The organism is Altererythrobacter chaiwopuensis, assembly GCF_054957735.1.
Genome location: NZ_JBTXJF010000001.1, coordinates 160339 through 185226 on the forward strand (window position 1 = coordinate 160339; position 24888 = coordinate 185226).

The following is a 24888-nucleotide window of genomic DNA, read 5'->3' on the forward strand; positions in this document are numbered from 1 at the left end:
CTCTCCAAGCGAGCGTGGCCCCTTCGTCTAGCGGTCTAGGACGCCGCCCTTTCACGGCGGAAACACGGGTTCGATTCCCGTAGGGGTCACCACTTCGCATTGCAACGGCACCATGTTTGCCAACTCAACGGCCCCTTCGTCTAGCGGTCAGGACGCGGCCCTCTCACGGCTGAAACACGGGTTCGATTCCCGTAGGGGTCACCAAGCCGCCAGATTCCTGTGGTCACCAAGCAAGCCGGGGACAGTTGCCACTTGGCGCTTTTCTGGCTGCCCGGTTCTGGTATGGCCCGCTGCGCATGGATGATCGCCAAACCCATCCGGTTACCGGCATTCTGATCGCGCTGGCAGCGGGTATTACGCTGATTGCGCTGGGCATCGACTTTTGGGTGGTGTTCGGGACCGTTCTGCTGTGGGTAGGGACGCTTTATCTCACAGGTTCGCGCCCTCCGCCCTACACACCACCAGAGCGATCCGGTGCAATCTCACGCGAGAATATGGGCGAATTGATCGAGCACTCGGCCACGCCATTGCTGCTGATTGAGAGCGGCAAGGTCGCCGTCGCAAACAGGGCCGCCAAGCGAGTGCTCGGTGATCATATCGTGGGACAGGACACGCGCATGGCATTTCGCCAGCCCGAAGCGGTGAAATTGCTTGGCAAAAACCGCAGCGGTTCCGCTATTGTCAGGGGTCTCGTCAGGCGACGCGACATCTGGCGCATAAACCGGCAGATGATCGGCCCGGAACTCTCGGCCCTTGAGCTCGTCAGTCTCACTGCCGAGGCTGATATCAGCCGCGCACACACCGATTTTGTCGCCAATGCCAGTCATGAACTGCGCACTCCGCTAGCATCGATCATAGGTTATGTGGAAACGCTGCGCGAAGACGATTCCGGGCTCGACACGCAAACCGCGCAAAAATTCCTCGATACGATCCTGCGCGAGGCCAAGCGATTGCAATCTCTTGTCAGCGATCTGATGTCACTCTCGCGGATCGAAGCGGAAAAGCATGATCAGCCGACCGAGGTCATCGAACTGGCCCAACTGATCGAGCGCGCAGCCCGTGATGCAGCCGGAAATGAACGGGTCAATCGCCTCCACTTCAACACCGATCCGACCGTGCATATCCGCGGCGACGCACAACAGATCGAACAGTTGATGCGCAACCTCGTGGACAATGCGCTTAAATATGGCAGCCCGGGCACGCCAGTGAGTGTCGAGCTGAACCGTACTAACGATGGCCAGGCACAACTGATCGTTACGGATCAGGGTGAAGGCATCGCGCCCGAACACCTGCCGCATCTCACGCGCCGCTTTTACCGCACCGATCCGGGGCGCAGCCGTGCCTCTGGCGGAACCGGGCTTGGCCTGGCAATTGTCAAACACATTGTTGAACGTCATCGCGGCCGGCTCGACATCGAGAGCAAGCCTGGCGAAGGAACCGTGGTAGTGGTCCGTATTCCAGCCGCATCCAGCGATGCCGAAGAAATGTCATGAAAATGTCTTTTTTCTTTAACATTGCGGTTGCAAGCGAACTCAAAATTCGTTCAACGACGCCAATCGGAGCGGTTCTACCCCAAACTGAAACACACGCGGCTTAAGCGCAAAGACCGGCTTTGATGCGCCAGCCGGGCAGGAACGAATGCAAGTACAGGTCCCAGCAGCACACCAATGACATCGATTACCCTGCTCTTGATTGCTTTCGGCCTGGCGCTTGCCGGATGGCTGGCGGCGCGTGCGCGCGCCTGGAGTTTTCAGCGCGACTCCGGCGTCCGGCGGCTCGCGGCGCGCCCCAATTACCACGCCTGGTATGTGGCGCTTTGGATCGCTGTGCCATTGCTCGCTTTTACGGTGTTTTGGTCGCTGATCGAGCCGCAACTGATCTTGCGGAGTGTGCTTGCCACTCAGGCAGCACAGAGCCTGCCCGAATTCGGTTTCGAGCGCGAATCCCTTCTGGCCGAAGCGCGTGCAGCCGCCGCAGGAGGCAACGCTGCCTTGTTCAACCCGGGTGCCGAAGCGTTTGTTGGACCCTATAGCGAAGCGATCCAGAAATACCGTCTGATAGGGATTGCGATTGCAGCCGCCATCGCTCTTGCGACAGGGGTGTTTGCTTTCCTGCGCGTAAAGCCCGATTTTACCGCTCGCACACGGGTAGAACGAACAGTGATGATCGTGCTGTTGCTGGCATCGCTTGTCGCCATTCTGACAACGTTTGGCATCTTTATCAGCCTGGTGTTTGAAACGGTGCGATTCTTTGGAATGGTTTCGCCGATTGATTTTCTCTTCGGCACATTCTGGGGGCCGGACCCGATGAGCAATCCGGAAAATCCGGATCCTTCACGATATGGCGCTATCCCGCTTTTCTGGGGCACGATTTACATCGGTGCAATCATAGCCATGATCGTTGCTATCCCGCTCGGATTGATGAGCGCGATTTACCTCACACAATATGCCGACCCACGCCTGCGGGCGTGGCTCAAGCCCGCGCTCGAAATTCTCGCGGGCGTGCCCACCGTGGTCTATGGCTATTTTGCTGCACTCACAGTTGCCCCAGCGATCCGCGACGCAGCCATGGCAGTGGGCATCAGCAACGCGTCAAGCGAGAGCGCGCTTGCTGCTGGCGTGGTCATGGGGGTGATGATCATTCCCTTCGTTTCGTCGATGGCGGATGACAGCATCGCTGCCGTGCCAGGCGCCATGCGCGACGGCAGCCTGGCACTCGGCGCGACAACTTCGGAAACCATCCGCCGCGTGATTGTGCCCGCCGCCCTGCCCGGCATTGTTGGCGGCGTTATGTTGGCGATCAGCCGCGCGATCGGTGAAACCATGATCGTAGTGATGGCCGCAGGCGCCGCCGCCAACCTCACTGCCAATCCGCTGGAAGCAATGACCACGGTAACATTCCAGATCGTTGCGATGCTCACCGGTGAAGGCAGTTTCGACCATCCTGCCACGCTTAGCGCTTTTGCCCTGGGCCTGGTCCTGTTCCTCGTGACGCTGGGGCTTAACTTTATCGCCCTGCGTGTCGTCAAGCGGTTCCGCGAAGCCTATGAGTAACGCCCCCACCAACCAGGAAGGCCTCGCGCCCACCCGCAGCGAGGTGTTCCACAAGCGCCTCCAGAAGCGCTATGCTGCCGAACGTCGCTTCAAGCTGGCCGGGCTCAGCGCGGTGTTGATATCGGTGGCGGTATTGATCTTCCTGCTCGGCAATATGACATACAACGGCCTGGGCGGTTTCCAGCGGGCCGAGCTCGAAGTGACAATCGATTTTCCCGCTTCCGGCATTTCGGGCGATGCCAGCACGCTGAACAAGGATGGCGGGCTTCAGACGCTGCAATCTCAGGGCCTGGCTGACGTGGTGGCATTTTATGCCGAGCAATCGCTCGGCAGCGAGGCTGCAAGCGGCCTCAGTAATGAGGCCTGGCGCGATGTCGCCGATCAACTGATAAAGAATCCACAATTGCTTCGGGGCACCCATACCTTCAGCCTGCCCGCCAACAACAACCTCGCCTCTGGCCTCAACAACGAAGGGTCGGCCGAAATGCAGGCGCTGGCCGACAGGCTTGAGGCTGATGGCAAGCTGGCGAACAAGTTTGACCCCGGATTTCTAAGCCGTGCCGATGCCACCAGCCCGCAAAATGTGGGTATCTGGGGTGCGCTCAAAGGCTCAATCCTCACTATGATTGTCACCTTGCTGCTGGCATTTCCCATCGGCGTTCTGGCGGCCCTTTATCTTGAGGAATATGCCCCCAAGAACCGATGGACCGATGTGATCGAAGTTTCGATCAACAACCTTGCAGCAGTGCCTTCGATCATCTTCGGTCTGCTCGGCCTGGCAGTGTTCCTGTGGATCTTTCCAAATTATCGTTCGGCTCCGCTTATTGGCGGTATGACGCTGGCCCTGATGACCATGCCGGTGATCGTGATTTCAGGCCGAAATGCGATCAAGGCTGTTCCACCATCTATCCGCGACGGCGCGCTGGCGATCGGAGCTTCCCCGATACAGGTGGTGTTCCATCATGTGCTGCCGCTCGCATTGCCGGGCATCCTAACCGGCACCATTATCGGCATGGCGCGCGCATTGGGCGAAACCGCGCCGCTGCTGATGATCGGTATGCGCGCGTTTGTCGCCAGCGCGCCAGAGGGCTTCACATCGCCTGCCACCGTGTTGCCGGTTCAGATCTTCCTGTGGTCTGACGAGGTCAACCGCGGCTTTGTCGAGCGCACCAGCGCGGCAATCATTATCCTCCTGCTGTTCCTTTTGCTAATGAACGGCCTCGCGATCTACCTCCGCAACAAATTCGAGAAGAAGTGGTGACAGCAACCCATCCCGGACTAGAGATCGTCAATCCCAAGATGCGTGCCCAAGACGTATCGGTTTTCTATGGCGACAAACAGGCGATCGACAATGTTTCGATCGACATTCCCGCACGCCATGTCACGGCCTTTATCGGCCCCTCGGGGTGCGGCAAATCGACCTTCCTGCGCGCGCTCAACCGGATGAATGACACCATCCCCACTGCTCGCGTGGAAGGCACTATCGAACTTGATGGTGAGGACATTTACCGCTCTGGCATGGACGTGGTGCAACTGCGCGCCCGCGTGGGCATGGTTTTCCAGAAGCCCAACCCATTTCCCAAGTCGATCTTTGAAAATATCGCCTACGGGCCTCGTATTCACGGCCTGGCAGAAGCCAAGGATGAACTTGAGGAGGTAGTCGAGAAATCGCTCACGCGCGCCGGTCTGTGGGAAGAAGTGAAGGACCGGCTGCAAGACAGCGGGACCGCGCTGTCAGGCGGACAGCAACAGCGCCTCTGCATCGCACGCGCGATCGCTGTAGATCCCGAAGTTATTCTGATGGACGAGCCATGCTCAGCGCTTGACCCGATCGCTACTGCGAAGATCGAGGAACTGATCGCCGAGCTGACCGATCGCTATGCCATCGTGATCGTGACTCACTCGATGCAGCAGGCCGCGCGAGTATCGCAGCGCACGGCCTTCTTTCACCTTGGCAAGGTTGTCGAATACGGTCAGACTTCCGACATATTCACCAATCCGATCGAAGAACGGACCAAGGACTACATCACAGGACGGTACGGATAATGGCCGAGCACACAGTCAAGGCATTCGACGAAGACATTACCCGCTTGCGGGGGTTGATCGCGGAGATGGGTGGCCTTGCAGAGGTCGCTCTGCAAGAGGCACTCGATGCGCTGGTGCGCGGCGACGAGGATCTTGGCAGCAAGATCGTGGCACGCGACAAGAAAATCGATGCGCTCGAAATGGAAGTCGACAAGCTCGCCGTGCGGGTGATCGCGCTGCGCGCGCCGATGGCTGATGATTTGCGCGAAGTGATCGCCGCATTGAAGATTGCCGGCGTGGTTGAACGGATCGGCGATTATTCGAAAAACATTGCCAAGCGTGTGGGCGCGATCGAGGATCGCAAGCGCTTCGAACCGCTAACCCTGCTGCCTGCAATGGGCGAGCTTGCCGCCGAAATGGTGCATGATGTGCTCACCGCCTATGCCGCGCGTGACCCCGAACTTGCACGCGAAGTTATCGCCGCCGACAACAAGGTCGATGCATTTTATGACAGCATTTTTCGCAATCTTGTCAGCCATATGGTCGAGAATCCTTCGACCATTTCGAGCGCTGCTCAACTGCTGTTTGTCGCCCGCAATATCGAACGGATAGGCGACCATGCGACCAACGTGGCCGAGATGGTGCATTTTGCAGCGACGGGTACTTATCCGCCCGATCATGACGATTGACATCAATCTGTCTTGAAAGTGACATAGGGGCGGTATTGTAGTCGCGCATCATAGGAGCGAAGCGCACAATGTCCGCTGCCAAACTGCTGCTTGTCGAAGATGATCCAGCCCTGTCGGAATTGCTCGAATATCGCTTTTCCAACGAAGGCTATGACGTGCGCTGCACCGCCGATGGCGACGAAGCACTGATACTGGCCGCAGAAGAACTGCCTGACCTGATTATTCTTGACTGGATGATCGAAGGCACCAGCGGCATCGAGGTCTGCCGCCGGTTGCGGCGTGAAAAGCATACAGCGCATGTCCCGATCATCATGTTGACCGCGCGCGAGGCCGAGGATGATCGGGTGCGCGGCCTTGAAACCGGTGCTGACGATTACCTCACCAAGCCGTTCAGCCCGCGCGAATTGCTCGCCCGTGTTGCCGCTGTGATGCGCCGCATCCGCCCGGTTCTGGCGGGTGAGACGATCAGCGTTGGCGACCTCAAGCTCGATCCGGTGGCGCACAAGGTGCAGCGGCGCGGCAAGGATCTGAAGCTTGGCCCAACTGAATATCGTCTGCTCAAGTTCTTCATGGAAAGCCCGGGCCGGGTTTTCAGCCGCGGGCAATTGCTCGACGGTGTATGGGGTACGGGCAGCGATATAGAGCTGCGCACGGTGGACGTGCATATCCGCCGATTACGCAAGGCAATCGAGATTGACAGCGCGAAAGACCCGGTGCGGACGGTGCGTTCGGCCGGATATGCACTCGAAGCGGTTTAGGTTGAGCCACCGGGCGCGCTTGCCAGCAAATCCCCCAGTATCAGCGTTCCGATCAGCAGGAAAACGGCACCGATCCCGCGATCGACCCAGCATCGCGTCTCCGGGCGACCCAGCGTGCTGGCGAGCTGGCGCCCGGCAAATATGTAGAGCGCACCCACGATCAGGTCGATGACCAGTGCGACGATGGCCAGCAGGGCAATCTGCCACCCGATGGATTTAGCCGGATCGACGAAGGGCGGGACCAACGCGACCATGTAAATCAGGGATTTGGGGTTGCCGATCGCAACCAAGATTCCATCACGAAAGGAATGGCGCGAGGCTTTGTCCGTGGCCGCCATATACCCTTCCACAGCCTTGAAGGAGTGGTGGATAGCTTTGATGCCGAGCCATATGAGGTAGGCCACACCTGCCAGCGCAAGGACGTGGAAGGCGATCGGATATGCCTTGGCCAGCGTTCCCAGCCCGAGCGCCGCAAGCACCCACCACACACCGTAACCGATCTGCATTCCCATCAAGGCTGCCCAGCCAGAGCGCGTGCCGCGCCAGATTGCCTGCCCCATGACGAAGGTCATCGACACGCCGGGAATGATGCTGGTCATCCCGGTTACGATGATGAATGCCAAGAGTTTTTCGAGATCTAGCATGGTCGGCGCGCGCTAGCTCCGGGATCAATGGAAGTCACGCGATTTGGGAAGAATCCGCAAATTGCGTGGGTGTCCGCAGCCGGATGAAGGCCGCTCGTCGATAAGATCGCGTGGTCTGGTCATCGGCGGTTGGCGCCCGGCTAACGGGTTGCTGACATGATCGGCGTGCGCGATAGGCGAAGCCAGCAAATCGTCAGCCAGGCCGTAAAGCGCATCGGTCCCATCAGTCAGGCGCTGTGCGATCACATGGATCACCTCGTCATCATATTCGACCCGGCCGCGCACCTCCATCAACCGCGCGCCCATGATCACCTTGCGCTGCTTCTCCATCAGATCAGGCCAGATCACCAGATTGGCGACCCCTGTCTCGTCTTCCAGCGTGATGAAGCACACGCCCTTGGCCGATCCCGGGCGCTGGCGTATCAGCACCAGCCCGGCGATCTGCACCATGGAGCGGAGCTTGCGTTCCCTAAGGTCGCAGGCGCGTGCAAAGCCGCGTTCGGCAAGACTGGCACGCAGGAAAGCCATCGGATGCGCCTTCAGGCTAAGGCGCGTGGTCTGGTAATCGGCCACCACCTCTTCGCTCAATGGCATTTGCGGCAATTGCGTGCGCGCCTGTTCCGCGCCCTCGTCACGCTCGGCTGCCGCCTTGAACAGCGGCAAGTCAGGTGCGGCGATCAGGCTGCGGGCATCCCATAGCGCCTGCCGCCGCGATAGCCCAAGCGAGGTAAAGCAATCCGCGCTGGCAAGCCGTTCGATATGCGCCGGAGACAATCCCGCCCGCGCACGCAGATCGGCGATGTCGCGGAAAGGCCCGCCCGCCTCGCGGCTTGCCACCAGTGCGGCAGCGACATGTTCAGGCAGCCCGTCGATCTGCCTGAGGCCGAGGCGCAGGGCCAACGTGCCCGCCTTCTCCAGCGTGTTGTCCCACATCGAATGGTTCACATCGGCAGGCAGCACTTGCACGCCGTGTTCGCGCGCGTCGCGCACGATCTGAGCCGGGGCATAGAAGCCCATCGGCTGCGAATTGAGCAGCGCGCAGGCGAAGGCAGCCGGGAAATGGCATTTGAGCCAGCTTGAGACATAGACCAGATGCGCGAAGCTTGCTGCGTGGCTTTCCGGGAAGCCATATTCGCCGAAGCCCTTGATCTGGTTGAAGCAGCGCATGGCAAAATCGGGATCGTAGCCACGCGCGACCATCCGCCCCACCATCATATCCTCCAACTCGTGCACCATGCCTCGGCTGCGAAAGGTTGCCATCGCCTTGCGCAGCCGGTTGGCTTCGGCACCGGTGAATTTCGCGGCGTCGAGCGCGATCTTCATCGCCTGTTCCTGGAAGATCGGCACCCCAAGCGTGCGCGCGAGGATGCTGGAAAGCTCGTCAGGCGGGCCGTGTTCGGGCGCCGGAGCCGGAATTTCCACCGCTTCCGCACCGCGCCGCCGCTTGAGATAGGGGTGCACCATGTCCCCCTGGATCGGGCCGGGCCGGACAATCGCGACCTGGATCACCAGATCATAGAATTCGCGCGGTCGCAGTCGCGGCAGCATGTTCATCTGCGCCCGGCTTTCAACCTGGAACACGCCAAGCGAATCCCCTTTGCGCAGCATGGCGTAGGTTTCCATATCCTCGCGCGGCACAGTGGCGAGTGTCAGTGCGCGGCCATGATGCATCTCCAGCAGGTCAAAGCATTTCCTGATGCAGGTGAGCATGCCCAGCGCCAGCACATCGACCTTGAGGATGCCGAGCGCTTCGATGTCATCCTTGTCCCATTCGATGAAGCTGCGATCGGGCATGGCGCCATTACCGATCGGCACGGTTTCGGTAAGCGGGTTCTGCGTGAGGATGAAGCCGCCGACATGCTGGCTGAGATGGCGCGGCATGCCGATTATCTGCTCGGCCAGCTTGATTACGCGGCGCAAGTGCGGATCACTGATGTCCATGCCGGTTTCAGCGACATGCTTCTCACCGATCTCGCGGCCATAGCTGCCCCATATGGTGCGTGCGAGCGCGCTGGTAGCATCCTCGCTCAGCCCCATCGCCTTGCCGACCTCGCGGATTGCCATGCGCGGGCGGTAATGGATCACCGTCGCGCATAGCCCTGCGCGGTGGCGACCATATCTGCGATAGATATACTGGATCACCTCCTCGCGCCGCTCATGCTCGAAATCGACATCGATATCGGGCGGCTCCTTGCGCTCTTCCGAAATGAAGCGATCGAACAGCAACTGGTGCTTGGCCGGATCGACGCTGGTAATCTCGAGGCAATAACACACCGCCGAATTGGCGGCACTGCCGCGCCCCTGGCACAGGATCGGCGGATCGACCGAGCGCGCGTAATCGACGATGCCCTTGATGGTGAGGAAATAGCGCGCGAGATCGAGCTTGGCGATCAACCCAAGCTCACGTTTCAATGTATTGTCGACGTTCTCGGGAATGCCTTCGGGATAGCGCCCCCTCGCCCCCTTCCAGGTTTCACCTTCGAGATATTGCTGCGGCGTCATGCCGTCAGGGTAGATCTCTTCGGGGTATTCGTAGCGCAGCTCGTCGAGGCTGAAACGGCAGGCATCAGCCACCTCGCGCGCGGCAGCAATCGCATACGGCCAGCGCGCGAACAGACGCTGCATTTCCGCGGGCGATTTGAGATGGCGTTCGGCATTGGCGGCAAGCAGATGTCCTGCCTGCGCAACCGTGGTCTTGTGCCGGATCGCCGTCATCACATCCTGCAGCGGACGCTTGTCAGGCGTGGCGTAATGCACGTCATTGGTGGCCAGCAGGGTGAGGCCGTTCTCGCGTGCCAACGCATCAAGCCGGGTGATCCGCGCCACATCATCGCCGCGATAGAGATAGCTCGCGGCGAGGTGGCGCAGGGTGGGCAGCCCGGCCACAAGATGCGGCAACAGATCGATGAATCGCCCTGAAACCGTCTCCGGCAGTTCGCGACCGTCAAGCGCGACCACATTGTTTGCCCATGCGGGCACCGGGCACTTCACCTCCAGGTTGGCAGGCGGCAGCAGGATCAGCTGCACGCCCTCACTGTGTTCAGCAAGCAGGGGCAGTGAAATCTCGCACGCGCCCTTGCCCTGCCATTCACCCTCGAGCGTGGTCATCCGTCCGGCACTGAGCAACCGGCACAGACGCCCATAGGCGGCACGGTCCTGCGGATAGGCAAGGAAGGTTAGCCCCTCGACCGTTTCGATCCGTGTGCCGATTACCGGGCGCAACTTGAGTGCTTTCGCCTCGGTATGGGCCCGCACCACGCCGGCCATGGAATTGGCGTCGGCAATTCCCACGGCGTCATAGCCAAGCGCGCGGGCGCGAGTCACGAGATCGACTGCATCCGATGCCCCGCGCAGGAAGGTGAAACAGCTTGCCAGTCCCAGCTCGACAAATGGTGCGCGCCGGGGAAGCTCGATCGTATCAGGATCAAGCTCGATCCGGCGTTTGGCAGGGGTCAGCGGTACATCGGGCATAGATCACAGGGCGACTGGTGTAATTACCAGGTCGACTCTATGTTCACTATATGTTCCTAGCTGGGATTTCAATGGGCAGTGGGCCCGACGATACACCGAAATCAGGCAGCCTTTTCGCCCCTGCCCTGCGCTTTCTTCTGCCTGAGCCGTTCACTGTAGAGGTGCTCAATCACCGCCGGGTGCATCTTGCCATCAAACGCGATACCCGCATATTTACCGTCGACCCAAACAAATTTGCCTACCGGAGTATGGATTCCTTTGATCCGCAGCAGAATGCTTTCACCTATTTCGGCAAAGCCAGGGCTTCCCTTGACCTTGCACCCGCCTTCCGAAACATCGATCACTTCGACATAAAGAGGGCGAGAGCGCGAACGACCCTTGACCAACATCTCAAGCAGCTTGCGTTCGGATGAGCGGGATGATGCGATCTTTTTCATGCGTGTATCATGACGGAAATTGGTAAATAAAACTCTATCGGCAGTTTCCATTTCTTTATTGTAGTATGGCAATTAACTATAAAGCCCCTGCAAGTACCAGAGGGGCAAACCGCCGCGCCCGTCACCCACCAGCCCTTGGCGATAGATCCAGTATCGCCGCCCCCGTTCGTCCTCTATCCGGTAGTAATCACGCAGACGCGCGTTCGAGCGTTCGCGCCACCATTCAGGCGCGATCCGTTCGGGCCCTTCCATCCGCACGACTTCGCAGACTGTACCGCGCCAACGGAACGCGCGTGGATAGCCGTCAGGCGTGGCATAAAGCACCGCGATCGCCTCAGGCCGGTCGAGCAGCTTGAGTGGGCGCTGGTGAAACGCCAGTTCGCCCTGACTGGCAGGTTCAGGCTGCAGTGGTAACTGCCAGCGCTGCGCGCGTTCGGGCAAGTGGCTGGCATACGGCACTGGGCGGCGCACTGCGCCCGCGCCAAGGCGAACCATCAGCCGGTCGATGCAGGTACTGAGCGAGGTGCCGTGCGCTTCGGCGGCATCCTCGATATCGCGCTGTGCCAATGCCAAGGGTTCGATCCAGCTGGCCCGCAGGCGCAGCAATTCGATCCCGAAACCGGCATCCACGCCATCAAGCCTGGCGGCAAACAGGCGGCAGATATGCGCAGGATCGCGGGTTGCTGCGGACAGTTCGATCGCGCGAATGATCACTTCGCCATCGACCCGCCATAGCGCCAGCTCAAGCCGCCGCCCACCCTGCCCCCGCCCTTCCAGCTCGCGCGCCATGTCGGCGGCGAGGTCACGCAGCACCTGATCGAACAGGTCGCGGTGGCGGATCGGCTCCATCAGCCTCCGTTCGACCAGTGGCGCGTGCTGCGGCACCACTGGCAACAGCGGTTCGGGAACCCGGCCGAGCAGTTGATCCATCCGCAGCAGCGGGTTGGCAGAGGGCGCCTTGCGGTTGCGAAAGCGGCGCTGCAGCGCGTCGCGCCCCACCCCGCCGAGCTCGCCCAACCGCTTGAGGCCAAGTCGGCGCAGCACGGTGAGCACGTCGGGGTCGAGCCGCAGTGCCGCCACCGGCAGTTCGGCAAGGCGCATCGCAGCATCGTCATCCGGACCCAGGATCGCGCCATCCGGCCCGTAATGCGCCAGCGCCCAGGCTGCCCCGGCAGTGGGGGCGATCGCCAGACGCGCGGAAAGATCCCGCGCGGCGAATGCTGCCATGGCATCAGCGATCAGGCGCCGCTCGCCACCGAACAGATGCGCCACCGCGGTAATATCGACGATCAGCCCGTCAGGCGGGTCAAGTGCGCTCCACGGACCCCAACGCCGCGCCCACAGCGCCAGCTTTTCGAGCAAGGCGAGATCTCCCGCCGGATCGGACGGAGCAACCTTGATCCCGGGGCACAGTGCGCGCGCATCGGCCAGCATCATGCCGGAACGCGCCCCGGCTTCCCGCCCGGCATGGTTGACAGCGGCGATGCGAGGGCCATGTGCAGTCTCGGCAATCAATACGGTGGGCGCCGCGTCTGCAACTCCGCCGCGCGTGAAACCGTTAGAGAGCCGCCAGCGATCGACTGCGAACTGTGCCAACCAGATCGACATGATCCGGCGTGGCGGCCCCTGCGGGGCTGCTGCGCGGTCGACTGGCAATGAGGGTGTTGCCGTCATCGCTCAGGCTCCATTCTCCGGTGGGGTGCGAGCGCGCACGGAACAGCTCTGCCCGCCAGGCCGGGTGACCCGGTGCCTCGGCGTTCCAGCGCGGGGGCGGCGAAGGGTACGCAGCAACCCTCCAGCGCATCCGCGCGGAAGAAAGGTCTGCCTGCGCATCGAGCCGCAGCAGCCATAGCGGCACGCCATGCTTTTCCGCTGCCAGGCTTAGCCTGCGCGAACTGGTGAAACCGAGCGCGCGCGGATTGCCGACAATCTCGCCCAGCACAAAGGCCAGGTCACGGCAGCGCAGCCCCTCTTCCAGCGCGAACAGCGCATCCTCGCAGCTCTTCGCCTCGACATGGATCAACCTGTGGCGCAGCTCGGGCGGGAGGCCCTGAGTATAGGGTCTCCCGGTCAAACGCACCGCCGCCCTGTCCTGCACCCACAGCACCTGGCGGCGGTCCTCCTGTGCCGGAGAGGCATGGTTTGCTGCCACCTTCATCGCATCGCGTGCCAGCGCCAGAGCCAGCCCCGCCCCGCTCGCCTCGTCACTATTTGCAAAGATTTCGCTATGGCAAGGCGCCGCAAGCCCTGGCCGCCAGCGCGGCAGATTGGTGCGGACCAGCGCCGCAGCGCTTTCGCTCGCACCGCTGACGGCAAGCTTTCCAGAGATAGAGAGAGCAGGGTTGAACATAATCGAACGACTCATTTGTTCGCTTTATGTTCTATTGCGCGATGATTCGCAATCGCCTGGCCAAACAAGAGGCCGCCCTCAGCCTGGGAACGGCACTTTTGTCACGCGCTCATAAAACCGACTAACCGGATAGGCCGGCCACCATGATCGCCAACAAGGCGGCAGGACACAGATACCGCACCAGAAAACGCCATAACCTGTGCAGCGCACCATCAAGCCCATTTTCACTATCGACCAGCTTGGGATCGGCAATCCAACCCACAAAGATGCACACCAGCAAGGCGCCAATCGGCATGAACAGCTTTGCCGTGACGCTATCCAGCGCCGAGAACACGCCCTCACCCTCAAACAGCGGGATGAAGCCAAGCGGGTGAAAACCGGACATCGTGTTGAGCGAATAAGCGGATGCCACACCAAGCAAGCCGGCCAACGTCGCCACAGTTATTGCCGTCAATGCCCGACTGGTCTTGAATTTCTCCATCGCCCAGGAAGTCGGAACCTCCATCAATGCCACCGAACTGGTGAGAGCGGCAAAACCAACCATGATAAAGAATGCCAGGCCGATCACCGAACCGAAGGGCATGGACTGGAACGCGTGTGGCAAGGTCGCGAACATCAATCCCAACCCGCCTTCGGTAGAAAGCCCTGCGGCGATAACGATTGGAAAAATACAAAGCCCAGCCACCAGTGCCACAGCCGTATCGGCAAATGCGATGATGGTAGAGGTTCCAGCCAGGTTGACGTCGCGTCCTACATAGGACCCGTAGGTGATCATCCCGGCCACGCCCAGCGAAAGCGAGAAAAACGCCTGACCCACGGCGGCCAGCATCACTTCTCCGGTGAGCTTGGAAAAATCAAACGTGAAAAGATATCCCAAGGTGTCCGTGAAAGCTCCACCGAATGCACCGTAGATGGTGATAAGCAGTAACAGCGCAAAAAAAGCCGGCATCAGCCAGATCGCCACAACCTCAATCCCGCCAGATACCCCGCGCGCCACAAAGTAGAGCGTGATTGCCACGAAGGCGATATCAAAGCTCGACATAGTGAAGCCGTCAGCCTGAAGCGCCGGGAAAATCGCCTGGATCTGCTCGGCACTCATGCCCTGCAAAGCCCCTCCCGTCACGCCAGACTGGAACAAGTCGAGGAAGAACAGCACGATGTAATAGAGCACCCAGCCGCCAATAACGCAGTAAAACGCCAGGATCATAAAAGCGGCAAGCACCCCCAACCCGGCCATACCCTCCCAGTAAGGCGAAGCGCGTGATTCCACCGCCAGTCGACGAACGCTCTGCGTTGCCGATGATTGTCCGTGGCGCCCGATCAGGGTTTCAGAGAGCAAAACCGGCAAACCAATCAGGGCAATGCAAAAAATGTAGAAAAGCACAAAGGCGCCGCCGCCATTGCTCGCTGCTTCTGCAGGAAATCTGACCAAGTTGCCCAAGCCAACAGCCGAACCGATCGCGGCCAATATGAATGCTGTGCGCGATGACCAGCCATCGCGACCGCTGCTGCCAGATGGTGCAACTGCCATATATGAAACCCTCCTTCACCTTCCCTTGGGGAATGTCTTTATAATCACTTACTGCCGTGAAACCCGGACACAGTCGAGCAGGCATTTGCGCAAATCCCCTGTTGGGTTAAAAGCGCGCCATGTCTACGACTTTCCAGCTCGATACTTCGACCAGCCGCGCCCACCCCACGCCGCAACCGATGCGGCGGCTCACCGTCCCCGCGATCAGGCGCCGTAAATCCGACGGGGTGACTGCGGAGCCAATCGTGATGCTTACTGCTTACACTGCCCGGCAGGCCCAATTGCTTGATGCGCATTGCGACATTTTGCTGGTGGGCGATTCGCTCGCGCAGGTGATCTACGGGCTCGATTCCACTGTCCCCGTCACGCTTGATATGATGGCCAATCACGCCGCAGCCGTGGTGCGCGGCTCTTACCATTCGGTTGTTGTGGTCGACATGCCGTTCGGCTCCTACGAAAGCTCGAAGGAGAAAGCCTTCGAAAGCGCATCCTTCCTGCTAAAGGCAAGCGGGGCGGCTGCGGTGAAGCTTGAAGGCGGTGAAGCGATGGCGGAAACGGTCGCCTTTCTCAACCAGCGCGGCATTCCGGTAATGGGCCATGTCGGGCTGACCCCGCAGGCGGTCAATGTCCTGGGCGGCTATGGTGCGCGCGGGCGAAGCGATGCCGAGGCCGAGAAGATCGTCAAGGATGCCAGGGCACTGGACGAAGCAGGTGCCTTCGCGATCGTAATCGAGGGGGTGGTCGAGCCCATTGCCATCGAGGCGACCAAGGCTGTATCGTGCCCAACGATCGGCATCGGCGCATCGGCCCAATGCGACGGGCAGGTGCTGGTAACCGAAGACATGCTGGGCATGTTCGACCGCGTCCCGCGCTTTGTGAAAAAATACGCAGATATCGCCGACGTCATCGAAAAAACGGTCGTGCAATATGCCGAGGAAGTCCGTAGTCGCAGCTTCCCTACTGAAGACCAGACTTACCAACCCAAGGCCTGATCAATCATGCAAACGCTGCTGCGGTATTACGGCTTCTCGCTGGCCTTCTCGTTGGTCTGCCTTGCCTTGGCGGTCTGGTACGGCTGGGCCAGCACAGGCAATATCGGCGCGACGCTCAGCATCCTGTGGATCGTGTTTGTACTCTCGATCCTTGAGGTGTCGCTCAGCTTCGACAATGCCGTGGTAAACGCCACCGTATTGCGCACCATGGATCCGGTGTGGCAGCAACGCTTCCTGACCATTGGTATCCTGATTGCCGTGTTCGGGATGCGTATTGTGTTCCCGATCGCCATCGTCGCGATTGCCGCCGGGCTTGGCCCGATTGCCGCAATCGATCTTTCACTCAACAATCCAGCAGAATACGAACGTATTGTTTCTGGCGCCCATATCGGCATCGCTGGGTTCGGCGGGGCGTTCCTGGCGATGGTAGGGCTGACTTTCTTTTTCGAGGAAGACAAGGAAGTGCACTGGATCGCGGCACTTGAGCGCACGATCAATCGCTTTTCGACTGTGCCTGCAATCGAAATCGGGCTGGTTCTGGCGCTGGTTTACAGCGTTTCAACCCTGCTTGCTCCGCAGGATGCCAATACCTTCCTTACGGCCGGCATCCTGGGACTGATTACCTTTATCGGCGTCAATGCGATCGCAGCGCTGCTGGAACAGCACGAAGCGAAGAAACGGGCAGCGGGCATCGTCGTGAAGTCAGGCCTTGGCGGTTTCCTTTATCTGGAAGTGCTCGATGCCAGTTTCAGCTTCGATGGCGTAATTGGTGCCTTCGCACTGTCGAACAACATGATCATCATAGCGCTGGGCCTGTCAGTTGGCGCGATCTTCGTTCGCTCGATCACCATTCATCTGGTGCAAACGGGAACGTTGGCGCAATACCGCTATCTTGAACATGGTGCGTTCTGGGCGATCATCGTGCTGGGTGGGATCATGCTGTTTTCAGCCAGGTTCCACATCCCGGAAACGATCACCGGGCTGATTGGCGCAACGCTGATCGGGCTAAGCTTCCTGTGGTCTGTAAGGCACAACCGCCGCGAAGGCGTGCAAAGAATAGATCTCAATGCAACCGCGCAAGGCGACTAGCTATGGGTGCAGCCATCATCAGTTGAAACAGGTGATAGAGCAGCAGCGGCGCGATCACGAATCCGGCAACGTCGGGAACGAAAAGAATGGCGGCAAGCGGCGCGCCAATCGCCACGCTCTTCTGCGCTCCAGCGAACAGAAATGCTTTGCGGTCGGCGATCGGATAGCCAAGCAGCCCGCTCGCCCACCAAGCAGCCAGATGCGCAGCAACCAGGAAAATGACTGTCAAAATAAGTAGCCATGCCCAGCTTGCTCCGTCAAACATCTGCAGCAGGCCCTGCTCGACTGCCCCCGACATGGCGACATAGACGGCAATCCCGATCACGATCCGATCAAGCCAGACTATCCTGGCCTTGCGCGCCATCACCCAATCACGGGTCCACCCTTGAAGCGCCTGGCCGATAATGAAAGGCAACACCAGGATCGCCGCAATCCTTACGATCGCTTGATAGCCTATCTCGCCCGCCTCGTTGCCGGCGAGCAACGCGAAAAGCGGCGCGGTGATGAATACACCCGCAATATTGATCAGAGCCGCCCCCACCACCGCGAGCGCGATATTGCCCTCTGCCAGCGTGGTATATGAAGTGGCTGACTGAATCGTAGACGGCAAGGTACCGAGATAGAGGAACCCCAGTGCAACCAGCGGGGGCAGATGGGCTGTGGCAATGAACGAAATACCCATGCCGCCAAGCGCCATCACTCCGAAAACCCACAGCATCAGCGGGCCGAAATAGCGCCAGTTTCTGAAACCATGCGTGATTTCGCCGCGGGCAATGCGCATGCCATTGACCAGGAAAAGCAGGAATATGCCTGTGCTTGAAACAGTGCGCGCCGTGTCGCGCAGCTCGCCTGCTGCAGGAAAGATCAGCACCAGCCCGGTCGCCATTACAAGGACCGCAATCATCGGGTCAGCGAAAAAGGAGCCTAGCCTGCGCATTGGCCCGCACTGCCCGCGCACTTTACGCTTGTCGAGTGCCTGCGTGCACCCGGCTCCGGTCAGGCCGAAAGATCGTATTGCTTGAGCAGGTCGTAAAGCGTCGGTCGGCTGATCCCCAGCATTTTGGCGGTGCTGGAAATATTGCCTTCGCTGCGCGCAAGAGCATGGCGGATCACGCGCCGGTCAGCTTCTTCGCGGGCGGTCTTTATGTTGAGCACATCGCCCCGCTCCTCGCCGCTTTGCTGAAGGTCAAGATCACCCGCGCCCACCAGCTTGCCGTCAGTCATGATCACCGCGCGTTTAACGCGATTTTCCAGTTCGCGCACATTACCGGGCCAATCATGCGCATCGATCGCTGCCAGCGCATCGGGTGCAAAGCCGCTCACTTGCGGGTTCATCTCATTGGCAAAGCGATTGAGGAACGCCTTGGCCAGCAAGGTCGCATCACCATGCCGTTCGGCCAGCGCCGGGATCTTCACCACGATTTCAGCCAGACGATAGAACAGGTCTTCGCGGAATCTGCCTTCGCTGCACATCAACTCAAGGTTTTGATGCGTGGCACAAACGATACGCGTATCAACCTCGATCGGCTTTCGCCCGCCGATCCGTTCGATCGTGCGTTCCTGCAGAAAGCGCAGCAGTTTGACCTGCAATGCCAGCGGTATATCACCCACCTCATCGAGAAACAGAGTGCCGCCTGCGGCATTCTCGATCTTGCCTTCGGTGGTCTTGACCGCGCCGGTAAAAGCACCCTTTTCGTGTCCGAACAGTTCGCTCTCGAGCAGATTTTCCGGGATCGCCGCGCAATTGATCGCGACAAAGGGCCCTTCCCTGCGGTCGCTTGCATCATGCAGTCCCTTGGCAAGCAATTCCTTGCCAGTACCGCTTGCTCCCAGCAGCATGACCGAGACATTGGTTCTCGCCACCCGTTCGATCGTGCGGGCAACCTGCACCATTTCGGGGGCAGCGGTGATCATGGCGCCCAGCACGCGGTTATCCTCACCGCTTTGCGATTTGAGCCTGCGGTTTTCTGCTTCGATCTGGTGCAGGTTGAAGGCACGCCGCACGATCAGGCCCAAATCCTCGATATCAACCGGCTTGTGGTAGAAATCATAGGCTCCGTGAGCGATCGCATCTAGCGCGCTCTCGCGCGCTCCGTGCCCCGAAGCGACAATTACCTTGGTGTCCGGCTTCAGCTCCATGATCGCATCGAGCACGGCGAAACCCTCGCTCGTGCCATCCGGATCAGGCGGCAGACCGAGGTCAAGCGTGACCACCGCCGGTCCAACCTGACGCAATGCCGCAATTGCACTTTCGCGGTCTGTGGCAGGGATGACTTCAAAATCGTCATAGGCCCATTTGAGTTGGGCCTGCAGGCCCTCGTCATCCTCTATGACCAGCAGTGCGGGTTTCTTGTCGGCCATCATGCCACCTTGCTTTCAAACTCTTTTCCCTGCCACAGCGGATCAATCGCCTCCGCCAATGGCATGGTGATGATAAATCGTGTTCCCAGCCCCTCACGGCTTTCGACATGCAGGCTCCCGCCCATCGCGCGAATAAGCTCTCTTGCTTCGAACGCGCCAATGCCAAACCCGCCCTCTTTTGAAGAAACGAACGGCTTGAAAAGGCCGTTGCGCACGAATTCGGGCGACATTCCCTTTCCGTTGTCGATCACCTCGACGCGGCCGGTCAATCCATCGCAGGAAACATTGAGATAAACCGGGAGATTGGCGTCACTGGCATCGATCGCATTCTGCACAAGATGCTGCATCGCCTGCTCCATCGCCACGGGATCACCGCGCACCACACAGCTTTCGCTGCGAGCAACCCTGACAGGGTGGAGGGAGTTGGAACGGTTGGCCAGCGCATCGGCCATCGCGGCCAAATTGACCGCTGCCTGGCGCTCGATCTTGCCGGTGCCATAGCGGCCGAGCCGGGCCAGCAACATTTGCAGCTTGTCTGCACTGTTACGCAGCGTGATCAGCATGTCTGCACGAAATTCCGGATTTTCGGCATGCTTTTCGGCATTGCGGGCAAGCAGGGTCAACTGGCTTGCCAGGTTCTTTATGTCGTGCATCACGAAAGCAATCCGGCGGTTGAATTCGTCAAACCGGCCCGCTTCCATCAAGGCTTGCTGGCCCGTTTGTTCAGCCAGATAGCTGGCCAACTGGCGGCCAGCCGCGCGCAGTAGATCAAAGTCTTCCCAGTCAAGTGCGCGCGCTACCGGTGGACGGGCCAGGATGACCACGCCAACCAGCCGCTCGAAATGAATCAGCGGAATGGCAGCCCAGGCCGCAGGAGCGTCCCACAACCATTGAGGCAATGGTTTCGTATTGGGATGGTGGACAGCCCCAGAGCGTAGGGCATCGATATCGTAGATGAATTGGCTGCGCTCAAACTGCCCCGCAAGGTCATGTTCGGCTGCCGGGGAAGGCACTTCGATCTCGGGCCATTGCCAGCGGGCGACCAGTTCCAGCTCGGCTTCTTCATTGGGGGCAAGCAGCAATCCGGCAGGGCTATCGGTAATGTCTGCCATCGCCTTTACTGCGCGCTGGTTAAGGCTGCCTTCGTCAGCGCCCCCGCGCCCCATGGTTGCGGTGAAACGAAGCCACTCCGCTCGATAGTCATATCGATGGCGGAAGAGATGCTTGGCCAGCACTACCCGAAGCCAGGCACGCGCGCGCGCTGATGGCAGCCAGATAATCGCTGCGACGCTCGCGAAAACCACAAATCCCACTTGTGTTACACGGCCAAGGTCTCCGCCCAGCAAGGCCAGCGAGCGACTGATCACCACCATCGCCATCAGGTAACCAGCGATCAGCAGTAGCGAGAGGCTGCGGAAAGCGACCGCACGCGACGGGCGAAACTGCAACCCCGCAGTGCCAGCATTGCTGCCGATCGCCAAGGCGAGGGTCAGCAATCCGGTCACCAACCCGCGCAGCGCCAGCAACAATTCGGGTGGCTCGCTGCTGAGATAGGCGACCGTGTACAGATTGAGATCGTAGAGCCAGATCCCCGCCAGTGCGAATGCGCTCCAGCGCAGCAATTGCCTTGAGGCGACCGCCGCCCCGCCATACAGGTTATGCAGCAATACAAGCGCCCCGATCGTCACCAAAAGATGCAGGATGACCGATATCTGGTTCGTCAACGCTGCCAGCTCGGGCGTTGCCGCAACCCTCAGGCCAACAGCCAACAGCAAGGGCTGGAGCAGCTCGACCAGGAACAAGGTGCCCACCAGCGGCCGGATGGGCCGCAAGCTTTCGTCTCGTCCGTCATTCGCGAACAGGCGGAACAGCAGATAGACCAGCGAAAGGTTGCGCGCCGATTCAGCGAGCCCTGTAGCTAGCGAGGCAGGTGACAGGGCAGCAGACAATGCGGCCCAGAGCCCGGTCAGCATTATCGCAAGGATTGCGGCCCAGCGGTCTAGCCGCGTCCTGTCTCCCATGCGCAATATCCACAGAGCCGAAACAAGGCAAAAGGCGGCGCCGCCAATATTGCCGATCTGACCGGCTAGCGGCAGCAGCGAAAGGTCGGTTCCGAGCATCACACCGAATTCCTTTCGCAAGACGCTACGGCATATGTGCCGCAGCGCGTGTAGGAATCAGAGATGGACCGTTCGCCCTGCATGTTCGCGTGTGGTTGCCTCGCAATGCCAATCACATCGCGTTTTAAGAGGGAGAAATGAAATGTCGGTAAATTTTACACTCGGCCTTTTTCATCAGCATTCCAGCCTCATTGCGTGATTGACGCATTTATGACCGGCATAGTGCTAGCGATCGCGCAAGGGATTGAATTCGAACGGAGTAACGCCGCGCGTGACCCGATCGACACGCAAGGGCGCGCCGCGCGGCGGCAACGAGCGTTGACGGCAACCTTCCCGGTAACACCGCGCACAGCCAAGCCCGATCGGGTCGGCAGCCTTTGGATCTAGCGAAACGCCCTTCGCCGCAGCCATCTGACTGCCAAAACGCGCTTCGACGCCCAGCACGATCACAAAACGGGCATCGTCGCCCGCACCAATCGCGTCGACCGTCCGGGCAAAGGTGAGCCAGTGAGCAGGCCCGGAATCCGCACCTTCAACCATCACCGGCTGAACACACAAATCTCCGCGCCGTTCAAATGCCATGTGTGCCACCCAAAGCGGGCATGTGGCATCACTTTCAAGCAGGGTCGCCCCGCTGGCACCGGAAAAGCGCTTGGAAAACTGGCCCGCACGGTCAAGCCTTGCCATGAAAAACGGCAGGCCGCGCTGACCAACCCGCTGCATTGTAGTGAGACGATGCGCGAGTTGTTCGAAACTGACGCCGAAGCGCCGTTGCAGCACCAAGAAGTCATATCCGGTCTGCTCGCATGCGCGCAGGAACCGGCCATAGGGCATCAGCAGCGCCGCCGCGAAATATGCCGTCAGGTGCCGTTCGAACAACTGCCTTGATGCGGCATCGTCAAGCTGGGCACCGGCGACCAGCCTGGAGATCGCTTCGCGCTGTTCCAGCGCCACCAATTGCGCGGCAATCTGGAAATTGCGTGAGGATCGATCAAGCATCTCGGACAGCTGGAGCTGGCGGGCGTGCAAATCTAGCCGGCGCAGCCAATCGGGCATGACGTCGAGCGGTAGAATGCGCACGGTGAGCTGGTGTTTGTCACGCAGGCGTTCGGTCAGCGCCGCCCCAAGGTCGCTATGGGAAAGACGCAGTTCGTCAGCCAGATCCTCGGCAGCGTGATCGAGATCGGCGAAATGGTTTCGCCAACGCTCGATCTCGCGCCTTGAGGCGATTAGCGAATCGTTGATTCCGCCTGTTTCCTGGCCACTGCGATCGTAAAGCCGGGCGAACGCCGCTGCGGCCTGAGGCGCGACCGCCAGCAATTCGCTCACTTCTTCACGGTCTATGCCCAGATCGGCAAAGCGCTCGTCCGCCAATCTGCGCGCCAGCCCGTCCACGCCGCCAATCGCTTCATCCTCGCGCAAGGTGCGTGGATCGAAGTCAAATCGCTCGATTACCTGCACCAGCACTCGTGCGGATAGTGGGCGCTGGTTACGTTCGATCAGGTTGAGGTAGCTGGGGCTGATGCCCAATGTTGCGGCCATTGCCGCCTGGGTCAGCCCCTCGCGCTTGCGCAAACGGCGCAATGCGGGGCCGGCAAGAAGAGAAGCGTCAGCCATTTTGTCACTATATTTACATCTTTACATCGTTGGAAGCCCAAAAATGCTCACGAAGACAAGATATTTTGTAATTTTTCCTGTCATCGTAGCGTTTCGTCCGTCATTGATGTCTGCAAGGGGCGCCTCCCCGCCCTAGCAGGAGACACAGAATGACCTACCAGGCTTCCATCGCAGCGATGCGCAAGACCATCGAAACGAATGGCGCGCCGTGGAACGCGATCGACGCGGAAGGCGCGGCTCGCATGCAAATGCAGAACCGTTTCCGCACGGGCCTCGACATAGCGAAATACACCGCGAAGATTATGCGCGAGGATATGGCAGCCTATGATGCCGATCCGGCCAATTACACCCAGTCTCTGGGCTGCTGGCACGGGTTCATCGCCCAGCAGAAGCTGATCAGCATCAAGAAGCATTTCGGTAGCACCAAGCGCCGTTATCTCTACCTATCTGGCTGGATGGTTGCTGCGCTGCGGAGCGAATTCGGCCCGCTACCTGACCAATCGATGCACGAAAAGACCAGCGTGCCTGCCCTGATCGAGGAAATCTACACTTTCCTCAAGCAGGCCGACGCGCGCGAACTGGGCATGATGTTCCGCGATCTCGATGCGGCGCGTGAGCGCGGCGATGAAATCGAGGCCAAGCGCATTGAAGCCGCGATCGACAATTATGAGACACATATTGTGCCCATCATCGCTGACATCGATGCAGGTTTCGGCAATGCCGAGGCAACTTATCTGCTCGCCAAGAAGATGATTGAAGCAGGCGCCTGCGCGATCCAGATCGAGAACCAGGTTTCTGACGAAAAGCAATGCGGCCATCAGGATGGCAAGGTTACGGTTCCGCATGAGGAATTCCTGCAGAAAATCCGCGCGGTCCGTCATGCCTTCCTGGAACTGGGTGTTGAAGACGGGATCATCGTTGCCCGCACCGATTCGCTTGGTGCAGGCCTCACCAAGTCGATCGCCTACACCAAGGAAGAGGGCGATCTGGGCGATCAGTACAACAGCTTTCTCGATTGCGAAGAGGTCGATCCGTCCGACATCAGGAACGGGGATGTCTTTCTCAGCCGCGAAGGCAAGCTGCTGCGCCCCAAACGCCTGCCTTCGAATCTTTACCAGTTCCGCGCCGGCACGGGTGAAGATCGCTGTGTGCTCGACTGCATCACATCGCTCCAGAACGGTGCAGACCTGCTGTGGATCGAGACAGAGAAGCCGCATATCGGCCAGATTGGCGGCATGGTAGACCGCATCCGCGAAGTGATCCCTAATGCAAAGCTGGTCTACAATAACTCGCCCAGCTTCAACTGGACGCTGAATTTCCGCCAGCAGGTCTATGACGCCTGGGAAGCCGAGGGTCGCGATCTGTCAAATTATGACCGGGCCAAGCTGATGAGCATCGACTACGATGGTAGCGCGCTCGCTGACGAAGCCGATCGCCGGATCCAGACCTTCCAGCGCGACTCCGCTGCGCAGGCGGGAATCTTCCATCATCTGATTACTCTGCCGACCTATCACACGGCCGCGTTGAGCACGGACAACCTCGCCAAGCGCTATTTCGGCGAGGAGGGCATGCTGGGCTATGTCAAACAGGTCCAGCGCGAGGAAATTCGCCAAGGCATTGCCTGCGTGAAGCATCAGAATATGGCCGGCAGCGACATCGGTGACGACCACAAGGAATACTTTGCTGGCGAAGCGGCCCTCAAAGCCGGCGGCAAGGAAAACACCATGAACCAGTTCGAAGCTGCATAAGGA

General features: G+C 59.8%; 19 protein-coding genes and 2 tRNA genes. 11 read left to right on the forward strand and 10 right to left on the reverse strand.

Annotation, left to right across the window (positions count from 1 at the left end; genetic code table 11):
• Positions 1–16 precede the first annotated feature (16 nt).
• From ACX3VQ_RS00780 to phoB, 8 genes are all read left to right on the forward strand, one after another.
• Positions 17–92 (forward strand) — tRNA-Glu (locus ACX3VQ_RS00780).
• A 37-nt stretch (positions 93–129) separates the two neighbouring features.
• Positions 130–204 (forward strand) — tRNA-Glu (locus tag ACX3VQ_RS00785).
• A gap of 92 nt (positions 205–296) precedes the next feature.
• Entirely contained in the window at positions 297–1493 is a 1197-nt protein-coding gene (locus ACX3VQ_RS00790; RefSeq protein ID WP_462579064.1) for a sensor histidine kinase, read from the forward strand.
• 174 nt (positions 1494–1667) lie between these two features.
• A complete protein-coding gene (gene pstC, locus ACX3VQ_RS00795; protein WP_462579065.1) occupies positions 1668–3053 on the forward strand; it encodes a phosphate ABC transporter permease subunit PstC in 1386 nt (461 codons plus the stop codon).
• A complete protein-coding gene (gene pstA, locus ACX3VQ_RS00800) occupies positions 3046–4314 on the forward strand; it encodes a phosphate ABC transporter permease PstA (RefSeq protein WP_462579066.1) in 1269 nt (422 codons plus the stop codon). The genes pstC and pstA overlap by 8 nt, the downstream gene beginning before the upstream one ends.
• Positions 4308–5099, forward strand: coding sequence for a phosphate ABC transporter ATP-binding protein PstB (gene pstB / locus ACX3VQ_RS00805; protein ID WP_462579067.1), 792 nt, complete (start codon positions 4308–4310; stop codon positions 5097–5099). The genes pstA and pstB overlap by 7 nt, the downstream gene beginning before the upstream one ends.
• Positions 5099–5767, forward strand: a complete 669-nt coding sequence (phoU, locus tag ACX3VQ_RS00810; RefSeq protein WP_462572067.1) for a phosphate signaling complex protein PhoU — start codon at positions 5099–5101, stop codon at positions 5765–5767. The genes pstB and phoU overlap by 1 nt, the downstream gene beginning before the upstream one ends.
• 68 nt (positions 5768–5835) lie before the next feature.
• Positions 5836–6525: a phosphate regulon transcriptional regulator PhoB gene (gene phoB / locus ACX3VQ_RS00815; RefSeq protein WP_462572066.1), complete on the forward strand. Its 690-nt coding sequence runs from the start codon at positions 5836–5838 to the stop codon at positions 6523–6525.
• Here phoB and ACX3VQ_RS00820 read toward each other — a convergent pair.
• The 6 genes from ACX3VQ_RS00820 to ACX3VQ_RS00845 form a co-directional block, all read right to left on the reverse strand.
• Positions 6522–7148, reverse strand: coding sequence for a LysE family translocator (locus ACX3VQ_RS00820; protein WP_462579068.1), 627 nt, complete (start codon positions 7146–7148; stop codon positions 6522–6524). The genes phoB and ACX3VQ_RS00820 overlap by 4 nt on opposite strands.
• Positions 7149–7193: 45 nt before the next feature.
• Complete coding sequence (locus ACX3VQ_RS00825; protein ID WP_462579069.1) at positions 7194–10640, reverse strand: error-prone DNA polymerase; 3447 nt, start codon at positions 10638–10640, stop codon at positions 7194–7196.
• Between the two features lie 101 nt (positions 10641–10741).
• Positions 10742–11128: a hypothetical protein gene (locus tag ACX3VQ_RS00830; protein WP_462579070.1), complete on the reverse strand. Its 387-nt coding sequence runs from the start codon at positions 11126–11128 to the stop codon at positions 10742–10744.
• A 21-nt stretch (positions 11129–11149) separates the two neighbouring features.
• A complete protein-coding gene (locus tag ACX3VQ_RS00835) occupies positions 11150–12751 on the reverse strand; it encodes a DUF6504 family protein (protein WP_462579071.1) in 1602 nt (533 codons plus the stop codon).
• Positions 12636–13442 carry an ImuA family protein gene (locus tag ACX3VQ_RS00840; RefSeq protein ID WP_462579072.1) on the reverse strand — a complete coding sequence of 269 codons (807 nt, stop codon included), beginning with the start codon at positions 13440–13442 and terminating at the stop codon, positions 12636–12638. Before ACX3VQ_RS00840 ends, ACX3VQ_RS00835 begins: the two co-directional genes overlap by 116 nt.
• A 106-nt stretch (positions 13443–13548) precedes the next feature.
• Positions 13549–14958: a sodium-dependent transporter gene (locus ACX3VQ_RS00845; protein WP_462579073.1), complete on the reverse strand. Its 1410-nt coding sequence runs from the start codon at positions 14956–14958 to the stop codon at positions 13549–13551.
• Between the two features lie 119 nt (positions 14959–15077).
• Here ACX3VQ_RS00845 and panB point away from each other — a divergent pair, with 119 nt between their 5' ends.
• Both panB and ACX3VQ_RS00855 read left to right on the forward strand, forming a co-directional pair.
• Positions 15078–15950 carry a 3-methyl-2-oxobutanoate hydroxymethyltransferase gene (panB, locus tag ACX3VQ_RS00850; RefSeq protein WP_462579074.1) on the forward strand — a complete coding sequence of 291 codons (873 nt, stop codon included), beginning with the start codon at positions 15078–15080 and terminating at the stop codon, positions 15948–15950.
• A gap of 6 nt (positions 15951–15956) precedes the next feature.
• Positions 15957–17039, forward strand: a complete 1083-nt coding sequence (locus tag ACX3VQ_RS00855) for a DUF475 domain-containing protein (protein WP_462579075.1) — start codon at positions 15957–15959, stop codon at positions 17037–17039.
• On the opposite strand, the gene ACX3VQ_RS00860 is transcribed toward ACX3VQ_RS00855, so the two are convergent.
• The 4 genes from ACX3VQ_RS00860 to ACX3VQ_RS00875 all read right to left on the reverse strand — a co-directional run bounded on the left by ACX3VQ_RS00860 (position 17014) and on the right by ACX3VQ_RS00875 (position 23137).
• Complete coding sequence (locus ACX3VQ_RS00860) at positions 17014–17976, reverse strand: bile acid:sodium symporter family protein (RefSeq protein WP_462579076.1); 963 nt, start codon at positions 17974–17976, stop codon at positions 17014–17016. The genes ACX3VQ_RS00855 and ACX3VQ_RS00860 overlap by 26 nt on opposite strands.
• 59 nt (positions 17977–18035) lie before the next feature.
• Complete coding sequence (gene prsR / locus ACX3VQ_RS00865) at positions 18036–19400, reverse strand: PEP-CTERM-box response regulator transcription factor (protein ID WP_462580652.1); 1365 nt, start codon at positions 19398–19400, stop codon at positions 18036–18038.
• Entirely contained in the window at positions 19400–21520 is a 2121-nt protein-coding gene (gene prsK, locus ACX3VQ_RS00870) for an XrtA/PEP-CTERM system histidine kinase PrsK (protein ID WP_462579077.1), read from the reverse strand. Before prsK ends, prsR begins: the two co-directional genes overlap by 1 nt.
• Before the next feature lie 225 nt (positions 21521–21745).
• Complete coding sequence (locus tag ACX3VQ_RS00875) at positions 21746–23137, reverse strand: helix-turn-helix domain-containing protein (RefSeq protein ID WP_462572052.1); 1392 nt, start codon at positions 23135–23137, stop codon at positions 21746–21748.
• A gap of 149 nt (positions 23138–23286) precedes the next feature.
• Here ACX3VQ_RS00875 and ACX3VQ_RS00880 point away from each other — a divergent pair, with 149 nt between their 5' ends.
• Positions 23287–24885 carry an isocitrate lyase gene (locus ACX3VQ_RS00880; protein ID WP_462572050.1) on the forward strand — a complete coding sequence of 533 codons (1599 nt, stop codon included), beginning with the start codon at positions 23287–23289 and terminating at the stop codon, positions 24883–24885.
• Positions 24886–24888 lie beyond the last annotated feature (3 nt).

What these genes read in the sequence shown, in the direction of transcription:
- ACX3VQ_RS00790 (WP_462579064.1), top strand. Translation starts at nt 297, where the DNA reads ATGGATGATCGCCAAACCCATCCGGTTACCGGCATTCTGATCGCGCTG.
- pstC (WP_462579065.1), top strand. Translation starts at nt 1,668, where the DNA reads ATGACATCGATTACCCTGCTCTTGATTGCTTTCGGCCTGGCGCTTGCC.
- pstA (WP_462579066.1), top strand. Translation starts at nt 3,046, where the DNA reads ATGAGTAACGCCCCCACCAACCAGGAAGGCCTCGCGCCCACCCGCAGC.
- phoU (WP_462572067.1), top strand. Translation starts at nt 5,099, where the DNA reads ATGGCCGAGCACACAGTCAAGGCATTCGACGAAGACATTACCCGCTTG.
- phoB (WP_462572066.1), top strand. Translation starts at nt 5,836, where the DNA reads ATGTCCGCTGCCAAACTGCTGCTTGTCGAAGATGATCCAGCCCTGTCG.
- ACX3VQ_RS00825 (WP_462579069.1), bottom strand. Translation starts at nt 10,640, where the DNA reads ATGCCCGATGTACCGCTGACCCCTGCCAAACGCCGGATCGAGCTTGAT.
- ACX3VQ_RS00830 (WP_462579070.1), bottom strand. Translation starts at nt 11,128, where the DNA reads ATGGAAACTGCCGATAGAGTTTTATTTACCAATTTCCGTCATGATACA.
- ACX3VQ_RS00835 (WP_462579071.1), bottom strand. Translation starts at nt 12,751, where the DNA reads ATGACGGCAACACCCTCATTGCCAGTCGACCGCGCAGCAGCCCCGCAG.
- ACX3VQ_RS00840 (WP_462579072.1), bottom strand. Translation starts at nt 13,442, where the DNA reads ATGAGTCGTTCGATTATGTTCAACCCTGCTCTCTCTATCTCTGGAAAG.
- ACX3VQ_RS00845 (WP_462579073.1), bottom strand. Translation starts at nt 14,958, where the DNA reads ATGGCAGTTGCACCATCTGGCAGCAGCGGTCGCGATGGCTGGTCATCG.
- panB (WP_462579074.1), top strand. Translation starts at nt 15,078, where the DNA reads ATGTCTACGACTTTCCAGCTCGATACTTCGACCAGCCGCGCCCACCCC.
- ACX3VQ_RS00855 (WP_462579075.1), top strand. Translation starts at nt 15,957, where the DNA reads ATGCAAACGCTGCTGCGGTATTACGGCTTCTCGCTGGCCTTCTCGTTG.
- ACX3VQ_RS00860 (WP_462579076.1), bottom strand. Translation starts at nt 17,976, where the DNA reads ATGCGCAGGCTAGGCTCCTTTTTCGCTGACCCGATGATTGCGGTCCTT.
- prsR (WP_462580652.1), bottom strand. Translation starts at nt 19,400, where the DNA reads ATGGCCGACAAGAAACCCGCACTGCTGGTCATAGAGGATGACGAGGGC.
- prsK (WP_462579077.1), bottom strand. Translation starts at nt 21,520, where the DNA reads ATGCTCGGAACCGACCTTTCGCTGCTGCCGCTAGCCGGTCAGATCGGC.
- ACX3VQ_RS00875 (WP_462572052.1), bottom strand. Translation starts at nt 23,137, where the DNA reads ATGGCTGACGCTTCTCTTCTTGCCGGCCCCGCATTGCGCCGTTTGCGC.
- ACX3VQ_RS00880 (WP_462572050.1), top strand. Translation starts at nt 23,287, where the DNA reads ATGACCTACCAGGCTTCCATCGCAGCGATGCGCAAGACCATCGAAACG.